Source organism: Streptomyces sp. DI166, from assembly GCF_900091315.1.
Taxonomy (GTDB): domain Bacteria; phylum Actinomycetota; class Actinomycetes; order Streptomycetales; family Streptomycetaceae; genus Streptomyces; species Streptomyces fuscus.
Map to the genome: position 1 here is coordinate 1 of NZ_FLSP01000153.1, position 12512 is coordinate 12512.

Here is a 12512-nt window from a genome sequence, read left to right on the forward strand (position 1 = left end):
TGTCAGGTCCTCAACCCGGTCACAGCCCGCCGACTCACCAGCCCGCAAGGCCAGTTCGAGGAACCCCGTCCCGGGGAACACCACCGACTCCGCGACCACATGATCACGCAGCCACCCCTGAACAGCCGGCGAGAGGCGCCCCGTCAGCAACACCTCACCGTCACCACCGGCCAACTCCACCGCCGCACCCAACAACGGATGCTCCGCCGAACCCAGACCCACGGCACGCAGGTCGCCGGTGGCGGAGCCGGTGTCGCGGGACCAGTAGCGGCGGCGTTGGAAGGGGTAGGTCGGCAGGTCCAGGGGTTCCTGGGCCCTGCTCGTGGTGCCGTCCAGTGGGATCGTCGTGTCCCAGGCCACGGGCAGCCCGGTGACGAAGAGTTGGGCGAGGGCCGTGAGCAGGCTCTCCGGTTCGGGGTGGTCCCTGCGCAGGGCGGGGGCGAAGGTCTCGGTGCCGCCGTCCAGGCAGTCCTGGGCGAGGGCGGTGAGGGTGCCGTCGGGGCCGAGTTCGAGGAGTCGGCCTGTCTTGCGCTCGGCGAGGGTGCGGATGCCGTCGGCGAAGCGTACGGGGCGGCGTACGTGCTCCACCCAGTAGTCCGGGGAGGTGAGTTCCTCCGCGGTGGCGACGCGGCCGGTGACGTTCGAGACGACGGGGATGCGGGGGCGGTCGTACGTCAGGCTCTCCGCCACAGCACGGAAGTCCGCCAGCATCGGCTCCATCAACGGCGAATGGAAAGCATGACTCACCCGCAGCCCCGTCACCTTACGGTCCAGGGCCCGGAAGTGCGCGGCAACCTCCTCCACCGCCACCGCATCACCCGACACCACCACCGAACGCGGCCCGTTCACCGCCGCCACACCCACCCGCTCGTCATCGACGAACGCCAGAACCTCCTCCTCCGAAGCCTGCACCGCCACCATCACGCCACCCGCCGGAAGCGCCTGCATCAACCGGCCCCGCGCAGCCACCAAACGGCACGCATCCGCCAGCGACCACACCCCCGCCACACACGCCGCCGCAATCTCACCGATCGAATGACCAGCGAGAACATCCGGCCGCACACCCCACGACTCCACCAACCGGAACAGCGCCACCTCCAACGCGAACAACGCGGGCTGCGCGAACTCCGTGCGATTCAGCAGCTCCCGGTCATCACCGAACACAACCGCCTTCAAGTCGAACGGCAGCTCGGCATCCACCGCGTCGAACACCTCCGCGAACACCGGATACGCCCCGTACAACTCCCGCCCCATACCCAGGCGTTGCGACCCCTGCCCCGCGAAGAGCACGGCGAGGCGGCCACCCGGGCGGACGGTGCCGACGACAGCACCCGCGTGTGCGGTGTCGGCGGCGAGTGCGGTGAGGGCCGTGCGTAGGTCGTCGTAGGTGCGGCCGGTGAGGACGGCGCGGTGCTCGAAGGTGCTGCGGGTGGTGGCGAGGGCGTGGCCGACGTGGGCCGGGTGGTGCCGGCCGGGGTGGGTGTCGAGGTGGGTGAGCAGGCGGGTGGCCTGTGCGGTGAGTGCCGCGCGGCTGCGGGCGGAGAGGACCCAGGGCAGGGGGGCGCCGGTTCGAGGGCTGGGCGGGGTGGGGGGCTTGGCGTCCTCCGTGGGTGTCGGCGTGGGGGCTTCCTCGACGATCAGGTGGGCGTTGGTGCCGCTGATGCCGAAGGAGGAGATCGCGGCGCGGCGCGGGCGTTCGGCCTCGTGGGGCCAGGGCTGGGCCTCGGTGAGCAGGCGCAGGTCGGCGGCGGTCCAGTCGATGTGCTGGGACGGTTCGTCGGCGTGGAGGGTGCGGGGCAGGAGGCCGTGGCGCATGGCCAGGACCATCTTGATGATGCCTGCGACGCCGGCGGCGGCCTGGGTGTGTCCGATGTTGGACTTCACCGAGCCGAGCCACAGGGGCCGTTCGCGGTTGTCGCCGTAGGTGGCGAGCAGGGCTTCGGCCTCGATGGGGTCGCCGAGGGGGTGCCGGTGCCGTGGGCCTCGATGGCGTCGACGTCGGTGGGGGTGAGCGCGGCGTCGGCGAGGGCGTCGCGGATGACGCGTTCCTGGGCGGGGCCGTTGGGGGCGGTGAGGCCGTTGGAGGCGCCGTCCTGGTTGACCGCCGAGCCGCGGATGACGGCAAGGACGGGGTGGCCGTTGCGGCGGGCGTCGGAGAGTCGTTCCAGCAGGAGCATGCCGACGCCCTCGGCGGGGCCGAAGCCGCCCGCGTCGGCGGAGAACGCCTTGCAGCGTCCGTCGGCGGCGAGGGCGCGCTGGCGGCCGAAGTCGACGAACATCTCAGGACCGGACATGACGGTGACGCCGCCGCCGAGGGCGAGGTCGCACTCGCCGGCGCGCAGGGCCCGTACGGCGAGGTGGAGCGCGACAAGGGAGGAGGAGCAGGCCGTGTCGACGGTGACGGCGGGGCCCTCCAGGCCGAAGGAGTAGGCGATGCGGCCGGAGGCGACGCTGATGGTGCTGCCGGTGAGGAGGTGGCCGCCGAGTTCGGCCTGGGCGCCGCGCGAGCGCGGCAGGTAGTCCTGGGCGATGGCGCCGATGAACACGCCGGTGCGGGAGCCGCGGAGCGAGGCCGGGACGATTCCGGCCCGTTCGACGGTCTCCCAGGAGGTCTCCAGCAGCAGCCGTTGCTGCGGGTCCATGGCCTGGGCCTCGCGCGGGGAGATCTCGAAGAACTCGGCGTCGAACAGGGGCGCTTCGTGCAGGAAGCCGCCCTCGCGGACGTAGGAGGTGCCGGGGTTGTCCGGGTCCGGGTCGTAGAGGGCGTCGAGGTCCCAGCCGCGGTCGGTGGGGAAGGGGGTGACGGCGTCGGTGCCGGAGGCGAGGAGCCGCCACATCGCCTCGGGGCTGTCGGCTCCGTCGGGGAAGCGGCAGCCCATCGCCACGATGGCCACGGGCTCGTGCCGCTGGTCCTCGATGTCCTGCAGACGCTTGCGTGTCTGACGAAGGTCGGCCGTGACCAGCTTGAGGTAGTCCCGCAGCTTCTCTTCGTTGCTCGCCATTCGTTGCCACTTCCTAGGAGGAGCCCCGAGCCCCTGGGCGGAGCCCCGAGGGGTGCCGCAGACGTCGGGTCCTGAGCGGTCCGGGGTCGGTCGGGGTCAGGAAATGCCCAGCTCTTTGTTGATCAGGTCGAACATCTCGTCGTCCGTCGCGGTTTCGAGGCCGGTTCCGGCGGTGGGCGGGGCGCCGTCGGTGGTGCCGGTCCACCGGCTGAGGAGTTCTCTCAGGCGTGCGGTCACCTTCTCGTCACGGCCCTCGCTCTCGCCCTCGACGGCGTCGACGGCGTCCATGGCGGCCTCCAGCCGGTCGAGTTCGGCGAGGAGGAGGTCCGCGGGCGGCTGCTCGGGTTCGTCCTTCGGGGCGCACTGTTCGAGCAGGTGCCGGGCGAGGACCGCGGGGGTCGGGTAGCTGAAGATCAGCGTGGCGCGCAGGGTGAGGCCGGTGGCGGCGCCCAGGCGGTTGCGCATCTCGACCGCGGTGAGCGAGTCGAAGCCCAGCGCCTTGAACGGCCGTTCGGCGTCGACGGCGTCCGGGTCGGAGTGGCCGAGGACGGCCGCGGTGTGGGTGCGTACCAGGTCGAGTGCGGCCCGTTCGCGTTCCTCGGCGGGCAGGTGGCGCAGTTGCTCGGTGAAGGGGACGGCCGGTGCCTCGGTGTCCTGGTGCCCGGTGTCCGTGGCGATGGGCGCGGCGGCCCGCCGGACGGGGGTGCGGGCCAGCGCCTTGAGCAGGGCGGGCGGTTCGGTGCCGCGGCGGGCGAGGCCGGGCAGGTCGAGGCGGGTGGGCAGCAGCAGCGCCTGGTCGGCGGCGAGGGCCGCGTCGAAGAGGGCGAGTGCTTCGTCCGCGGGCAGCGGTGCCAGACCCATCCGGCCGATGCGGCGCACGTCGGCCGCGCCGAGGGTGCCGGCCATGCCGCTGTCGGTGTCCCACAGTCCCCAGGCGAGGGAAAGGGCGGGCAGTCCTTGGGCGCGGCGGTGGTGGGCGAGGCCGTCGAGGAAGGCGTTGGCGGCGGCGTAGTTCGCCTGGCCCTGGCTGCCGAAGGTGGCGGCCACGGAGGAGAACAGGACGAACGCCGACAGGTCCAGGTCGCGGGTGAGTTCGTGCAGGTTCCAGGCGGCCCGTGCCTTGGGGCGCAGAACGTGGTCGACGCGTTCGGGGGTGAGTCCGTCGAGGATGCCGTCGTCGAGGACACCGGCCGCGTGGACGACCGCGGTGATCGGGTGCTCCGCGGGTACGGCGGCCAGGAGCGCCGCGAGCTGGTCGCGGTCGGCGATGTCGCAGGCGGCGACGGTGACTTCGGCGCCCGACTCGGCCAGTTCGGAGGTGAGTTGGGCGGCGCCGGGGGCGTCGGGGCCGCTGCGGCTGGTGAGCAGCAGGTGTCGTACGCCGTGCTCGGTGACGAGGTGGCGGGCGAGGAGCGCGCCGAGGGTGCCGGTGCCGCCGGTGACGAGAACGGTGCCGGTGAGGTCCTGGTCGGCCGGGCGGGTGAGGTCGACGGGCACGTCGGGCACGGTCAGGACGACCTTGCCGGTGTGGCGGGCCTGGCTGAGGTGGCGGAAGGCCTCGGGGGCCCGGCGCACGTCCCAGGTGGTGACCGGCAGCGGGCGCAGCGCCTGCCGCTCGAACAGGCCGAGCACGGCGGTGAGCATCGCCCGGGTGTGGTCGGGGTCGACGTCGCGCAGGTCGAACGCCCGGTAGACGACGCCGGGGTGGTCGGCGGCGACGGCGGCCGGGTCGCGCAGGTCGGTCTTGCCCATTTCCACGAACCGGCCTCGGGAAGCGAGGAGTTCGAGGGAGGCGTCCACGAACTCGCGGGCCAGGGAATTGAGTACGACGTCCACACCGTGTCCGCCGGTGGTGGCGCGGAACTTCTCCGCGAAGCCGGTGTCGCGGGACGAGGCGATGTGGTCGTCGTCCAGGCCCATCCCGCGCAGCGTCGGCCACTTGGCGGGGGACGCGGTCGCGAACACCTCGGCGCCCAGGTGCCGGGCCAGTTGCACGGCGGCCATGCCGACACCGCCGGTGCCCGCGTGGATCAGCACCCGCTCCCCGGCCTTGAGGGCGGCGAGGTCGACGAGGCCGTGGTAGGCGCTGAGGAACACGATGGGTGCGGCCGCGGCCTCGGTGAAGGTCCAGCCGTCGGGTACGCGGGCCAGCAGCCGGTTGTCGGTGACGGCGACGGGGCCGTAGCCGCCGGAGAACAGGCCGAGCACGCGGTCGCCGACGGCGAGTCCGGTGACGTCGGGACCGGTCTCCAGGACCACACCGGCGCCCTCACGTCCGGGCACTTCGCGGTCGAGCATGCCCAGGCAGACCAGTACGTCACGGAAGTTGACACCCGTGGCCCGCATCCCGACCCGCACCTGGCCCGGGGCGAGCGGTCCGCCGACCTCGGGGCAGGCGACGAGCGCCAGGCTGTCCAGGGTGCCGGGGGTGGTGACGTCGAGCCGCCACAGAGGCTCGCCGGGCGGCGGCAGGAGGCTGCCGCCGGTGCCCGCGGGGGCCAGGCGGGGGACGTGAACGGTGTCGCCGCGGAGGGCGAGCTGGGGTTCACCGGTGGTGAGGGCCGCTGCGGTGAGGGGTGCGGTCGCCGTGCCGGGAGCGGGGGCGTCGTTGGTGACGGTTCCGGTCGCGGACGGGTGCGCGGGCAGGTCTAGAAGGGTGAGGCGGCCGGGGTGCTCCGACTGTGCCGACCGCAGCAGGCCCCACACGGAGGCGGCGGCCGGGTCCACGGGGGTGCGGTCGCCGTCGGCGGGTACGGCCCCGCGAGTCACGACGACCAGCCGGGCGGCGGCGAAGCGTTCGTCGGCCAGCCACCGCTGCACGAGGTCGAGCGTGCGGTGCAGTGCCGTACGGGCGGACTCCACCGGGTCGGCGCCGGGCTCCCGGGACGACGCCGGTACGGCCTCCACGAGCACGGTGTCCGGCAGTACCGTACCGGCGTCCACGGCCGCGGCGAGCGCCGCGAGGTCGGTGTGGTGTCCGGTGGCAGGGTCGGGGAGTCCGTCGATGCGGGGTCCGACGACGGCCCAGGGTGCGTCGGCCGGCGTGGGTGCCTCGGCCGGGAGGGGCAGCGCGCTCCAGTCCACCCGGAACAGGCTCTCCTCGACGCCGGTACGGGCCGAGACTCCGGTACGGGCCGACCGCGCCGGGGCCAGCGCCTCGGGGCTCAGTCGGCGCAGGGTGAGCGCGTCGACGCGGGCGACGAGCCGGCCCTCGGGGTCGGTGAGGGTCAGCGCCAGGGTGTCGTCGTCGACGGGCGTGAGCCGGACCCGTACGGCGGCGGCGCCCACGGCGTGGAGGGAGACCCCGCTCCACGCGAACGGCAGCCGCACCGCGCCGGTGTCGTCGGCGCCGGTGCGGTCGGTGCTGGCCCGGTCGGCGGCGAGCCAGGCGTGCAGGGCTGCGTCGAGCAGTGCCGGGTGCAGGCCGTGGCGGGTGGCCTCGGACTGCTGGTCGGCGGCGAGGCCGACCTCGGCATACACGTCAGCCCCGTCCCGCCATACGGCGCGCAGGCCTTGGAAGACGGGGCCGTAGGCGTAGCCGCTGTCGGCGAGGCGGTCGTAGAAGCCGTCCAGGAGGACGCGTTCGGCGTCGGCGGCCGGGGCGGTGGCGCGCTCTGGCTCGGCGGCGGTGGCCGTGGTGTTGTCGATGAGTCCGGCGGCGTGGCGCACCCAGGCGTCGGGGGCGGCGTCGGGTGTGTCGGGCTGGGAGTGGACGGACACGGTGCGCCGCCCCGATTCGTCGGCGGCGCCGACGGTGACCTGGACGCGGACGCCACCCTCCTCGGGGAGCACCAGCGGTGCCTCCAGGGTCAGGTCGGCGACCCGGGCGCAGCCGACGCGACGGGCGGCCTGCAGGGCCAGTTCGAGGAACCCGGTACCGGGGAAGAGGACCGCGCCCGCGACGGCGTGGTCACGCAGCCACGGCTGGGCGGCGAGCGAGAGGCGGCCGGTGAGCAGGGCGCCGGTGCCCTCGGCGAGGGTGACCTCGGCACCGAGCAGCGGGTGCGCGGACGAGGTCAGGCCGAGCCCGGTGGCGTCCCCGGCCGTGGCGGCGGAAGCGGGAGGGGCGGGCCAGAAGTGCTGCCGCTGGAAGGGGTAGGTGGGCAGCGTGGTCGGGCGGGCGCCGGTCGCGGCGAACAGGGCGGTCCAGCGCGGGGCGGCGCCGCGGGTGTGGAGGGCGGCGACGGCGGTCAGCAGGGCGGTGGTCTCGTCGCGGTCCTTGCGCAGGGCCGGTATGTGCAGTGCCTGTGCGGCCGGGTCGGACTGTGTCTCGGCGGCCGCCAGTGCGGTGAGAGTGCCGTCGGGGCCCAACTCCAGCCAGTTGACGGCGCCTTCGGCGGCGACCCGGCGCACTCCGTCGGCGAACCGTACGGCCTGCCGGACGTGCCGCACCCAGTACTCGGGCGACATCAGCTCGTCCGCGCTCGCGAGGTCGCCGGTGAGTGCGGAGACGACCGTCAGCCGGGGCCGGTCGTAGGCGAGGCTCTCGGCGACGGCACGGAAGTCCGCGAGCATCGGCTCCATCAGGGGCGAGTGGAAGGCGTGGCTGACGCGGAGGGCGGTGACCTTGCGTTCCTGGGCGCGGAAGTGCGCGGCAACCGATGCGACGGCGTCGGCGGTACCGGCGACCACGGTCGCCTCGGCGCCGTTGACGGCGGCGATGCCGATCTCGTCCTCGCGGCCGGAGAGCAGCGGCAGCACCTCGTCCTCGGCGGCCTGGAGCGACACCATGGCGCCGCCGGGCGGGAGAGCCTGCATCAACCGGCCGCGCGCGGCGACCAACTTGCAGGCGTCGGCGAGCGACCAGACGCCGGCGACATGCGCGGCGGCCAGTTCACCGATGGAGTGACCGAGCAGGACGTCCGGGCGGATGTCCCAGGACTCCAGCAGCCGGTACAGGGCGACTTCGAGGGCGAAGAGGGCGGGCTGGGTGAACTCGGTGCGGTTCAGGGCCTCTTCGTCGTCACCGAAGACGACGCCGCGCAGGTCGAAAGGCAGTTCCGCGTCCACCGCGTCGAAGGCGTCCGCGAACACCGGGTAGGTCTCGTGGAGTTCTCGGCCCATGCCGAGGCGTTGCGATCCCTGCCCCGCGAAGAGGAAAGCGGTACGTCCGCCGCTCGCGGTTGCCGTCCCGGTGATCAAGTGGGCCGCCGTCTCCTGGCGGGCCAGGGCGCGCAGTCCGTCGAGGGCCTGCGCTCGGTCCTCGGCGACGACGACGGCACGGTGCTCCAGGGCGGACCGGGTCGTGGCGAGGGAGAGCCCGATGTCCTGCGGCTTGAGTGCCGGGTCGGCGGCCAGGAACTCCGCCAGCCGTTCCGCCTGCGCCCGCAGGGCTGCGGGGTCCGCGGCGGAGAGCGGGAGCGGGACAGTGCGGCGGTGTGCGTCCGGTGTGGTGATGGGCTGCGGATCGACCGGGGGCTCGGGTGCTTCTTCGAGGATGACGTGGGCGTTGGTGCCGCTGATACCGAACGACGAGACTCCGGCCCGGCGGGGGCGGTCGTCCGGGCGTGCCCACTGGGTGTTCTCGGTGAGGAGGGTGATGTCTCCGGCCGTCCAGTCCACGTGGGACGACGGTTCGTCGACGTGCAGGGTGCGTGGGAGGACGCCGTGGTGCATCGCCATGACCATCTTGATGACGCCGCCGACGCCGGCGGCGGCCTGGGCGTGGCCGATGTTCGACTTCAACGAGCCGAGGTAGAGGGGGTGTTGGCGGCCCTGGCCGTAGGTGGCGAGGAGGGCCTGGGCCTCGATGGGGTCGCCGAGGGGGGTGCCGGTGCCATGGGCCTCCACGGCGTCCACGTCGGCGGGCTTGAGACCGGCGCCCGCGAGGGCCTGGCGGATGACACGCTGCTGGGACGGACCGTTCGGGGCCGTAAGACCGTTGGAGGCACCGTCCTGGTTCACCGCCGAACCGGCGATGACCGCCAGCACACGGTGGCCATGGCGGCGGGCGTCGGACAGCCGCTCGACCAGCAGCAGACCCACACCCTCGGACCACGCGGTGCCATCGGCGGCGTCTGAGAAAGCCTTACAGCGACCATCAGTCGCCAGACCGCGCTGGCGCGAGAACTCAAGGAAGGTCTCCGGGGTCGCCATGACCGTCACACCACCGGCGAGCGCGAGGTCGCACTCGTTGGAGCGCAGGGCCTGGGCGGCGAGGTGCAGGGCGACGAGCGAGGACGAACAGGCCGTGTCAACGGTGACCGCAGGGCCCTCGAAGCCGAAGGTGTACGCGATACGGCCCGAGGCGACGCTGCCCGTGTTGCCGGTCATCAGGTAGCCACCGGAGTCGTGCTCGCCCGCGCGCAGGAAGGACCCGTAGTCCTGGGCCATGGCGCCGGCGAAGACGCCGGTGCGGGAGCCGCGCAGCGACGTCGGGTCGATCCCGGCCCGCTCGAACACCTCCCACGAGGTCTCCAGCAGCAACCGCTGCTGCGGGTCCATGGCGAGGGCCTCACGCGGCGATATACCGAAGAGGGTGGCGTCGAACTCGGCGGCGTCCTGCAGGAAACCGCCTTCGGTGACGTACGTACGGCCCGGGGTGCCCGGCTCGGGGTCGAAGAGGGTGTCGAGGTTCCAGCCTCGGTCGGCCGGGAAGGCGCCGATGGCATCGCCGCCCTCGCTCACCAGCCGCCACAGGTCCTCCGGCGAGCCGACTCCCCCGGGGAAGCGGCAGGCCATACCGACGATCACGATCGGGTCGTCGTCGACACCGAACGCGGCCGGAAGCGCGGCCTGGGACGTTCCCGCGTCCGCGGAGCCGTCGTCGACCAGTTCGGACAGGATCACGCGGGCCACTTCGGCAGGAGTGGGGTGGTCGAAGACGAGGGTGGCCGGTAGCCGCATGCCGGTGGCGGCGTTGAGGCGGTTGCGCAGTTCGACGGAGGTGAGGGAGTCGAAGCCGAGGTCCTTGAAGGTCTGGTCGGCCTCGGCGCGGTGCGTGGGGTCGTGCCCGAGGACGGCGGCGGCCTGCGCGGCGACGAAGTCCCGCAGGAAGCGTTCACGGTCGGCGCGGGACAGGCCGAGCAGCCGGTCGCGCAGGTCGTTGCCGCCGGGTCCCTCCACCTGCTCGGCCTTGCGGCGGCCGTGGGCGCGGACGAGCGCGCGCAGCAGCGCCGGAACGTCCTCGGGGGTACGGCGCCGCAGGGCCGGGATGTCCAACTCGACCGGGAGGACGGCGGCCCGCTCCAGACCGCCGTCCAGCTCAAGGGCCGCGTCCAGGAGGGCGAGGCCGTGTTCGGGGGCGAGCGGGAGCATCCCGGCCCGGGCGAGGCGGCGCAGGTCGGCCTCGGTCAGGTCGGAGGTCATTCCGGCGCCGGGTGCCCAGGGGCCCCAGGCGAGGGAGGTGGCGGGGAGTCCGGCCGTGCGGCGGGTCGCGGCGAAGGCGTCCAGGAAGGCGTTGGCTGCGGCGTAGTTGGCCTGGCCGGCGCCGCCTAGGGTGCCGGTGACTGAGGAGAAGACGACGAAGGCGGACAGGTCCGCGTCGCGGGTCAGCTCGTGCAGGTGGGCGACTGCGTCGACCTTCGGCCGTAGGACGCGGGCGAGGCGGTCGGGGGTGAGGGACGCGATTACGCCGTCGTCCAGGACACCGGCCGTGTGGATCACGGCCGTGAGCCGGTGACCGGCCAGGGTGGCGGCAAGGTCGTCGCGGTCGGCCACGTCCACGGCGGCCACCTGAACCTGAGCGCCCAACTCTGTGAGCTGCTTTACGAGTTCGGTCGCGCCCGGCGCCTCGGGGCCGCGGCGGCTGGCCAGCAGCAGGTGCCGTACACCGTGCTCGGTGACCAGGTGCCGGGCGACGAGTGCGCCCAGGCCGCCCGTGCCACCGGTGACCAGGACCGTGCCCTCCGGGTCCAGCGGCGCCGGAACCGTCAGGACCACCTTGCCGACGTGACGGGCCTGCGACAGGTAGCGGAACGCATCCGGCGCCCGGCGCACATCCCAACACGTGACCGGGAGAGGCTTCACCGCGCCGGCCTCGAACAACGAGACCAGCTCGGCGAGCATCTCCCCGACCCGCTGAGGCTCCACGTCCATCAGGTCGAATGCCTGATACGCCACACCAGGGTGCTGAGCGGCGACCGTCTCCGGGTCACGGATGTCGGTCTTGCCCATCTCCAGGAAGCGCCCACCCCGGGGCAGGAGCCGCAGCGAGGCGTCCACGAACTCGCCCGCCAGCGAGTCCAGAACCACGTCCATACCGGCGCCATCGGTCGCCGTCAGGAACGCTGCCTCGAAGTCCGTGTCACGCGAGGAAGCGATGTGCTGGTCGTCCAGCCCCGCCGCCCGCAGAGCATCCCACTTGCCCACGCTCGCTGTACCGAACACCTCAGCACCGAAATGCCGGGCCAACTGGGTCGCGGCCATGCCCACACCACCGGCCGCCGCGTGCACGAGAATCCGCTCCCCCGCATGCAGCCCACCGAGGTCCCTGAGCGCGTAGTACGCCGTCAGGAACACCACCGGCACCGACGCCGCCTGCGCGAACGACCACCCCGCCGGGATCCGCGCGATCCTGCGTGCGTCCGCCACGGCCTCCGGGCCGAAGGACCCGGAGAACAGGCCCATCACCCGGTCACCCACGGCCAGTCCGGTCACCCCGGGTCCGACCTCGCTGACCACGCCGGCGCCCTCAAGACCGAAGTCCTTCGCGTCGCCGGGGTACATGCCGAGCGCGTTGAGCACGTCGCGGAAGTTCAGTCCGGCCGCACGTACGGCGATACGGACCTGGCTCTCGCCCAGTTCCGTCGGCTCGACCGGCGTGAGCGCGAGCCCCTCCAGCGTGCCCTTCTCCACGATGTCCAGCCGCCACGAAGACCCAGGGGCCGTGAGGGGACTCGTGGAGGCCCGCCCCAGGCGGGGGGCGAACACAGCGCCACCGCGTACCGACAGTTCCGGCTCGCCGGAGGCCAGGGCACTTCCCACGGCCGACCAGGACTCATCAGCGCCGTCCAGGTCCAGCAGTGCGAACCGCTCCGGCGCTTCAGCGCGTGCGGCGCGCACCAGACCCCATACGGCGGCCTGGGCGGGGTCGGGCTCCGTGCCGTCCGCGTTCACCGCGCCCTCGGTCACGACGACGAGCCGGGCGCCCTCGAACCGCTCCTCAGACAGCCATGTCTGTATCTGGACGAGCAGCGTGCGGGTGATCTCGTGCGCGGCGTCCGCCGCGTCGGCGGCGGGGCGCTTGACGCGGATCAGGATGTCGGTGCCGGGTGCGACCGGGTCGCCGGGCAGTTCGTCGGCCAGGTGGGCGTCGTAGGTCTGTCGGTCGGTGGCGACGGGCGTGGTCAGCGGGGTCCAGTCGACCTGGAAGAGGTTCTGGCGGTTCGGATCCGCTCCCGTGAGAGCGCCCTCCCGAAGGGTCAGCGCTTCAACAGTGGCGACCAACTCGCCTGCGGTGTCGGCCAGTTCGAGGGACACCGTGTCGGTACCGGCCGGGGTCATCCGTACGCGCAGCTCACGCGCCCCGGACGCCCACAGGGACACCCCGGACCAGGCGAACGGCAGCCG

1 protein-coding gene and 1 pseudogene are annotated in these 12512 nt (G+C 73.2%); both read right to left on the bottom strand.

Features of this window, described 5'->3' with window-relative positions; all coding sequences use genetic code 11:
* Window positions 1-3002 (bottom strand): annotated as a pseudogene (locus GA0115233_RS38035) (type I polyketide synthase); the annotation flags it as partial.
* Between the two features lie 96 nt (window positions 3003-3098).
* A complete protein-coding gene (locus GA0115233_RS38040) occupies window positions 3099-12488 on the bottom strand; it encodes a type I polyketide synthase (protein WP_093725087.1) in 9390 nt (3129 codons plus the stop codon).
* Between the last annotated feature and the right edge of the window lie 24 nt (window positions 12489-12512).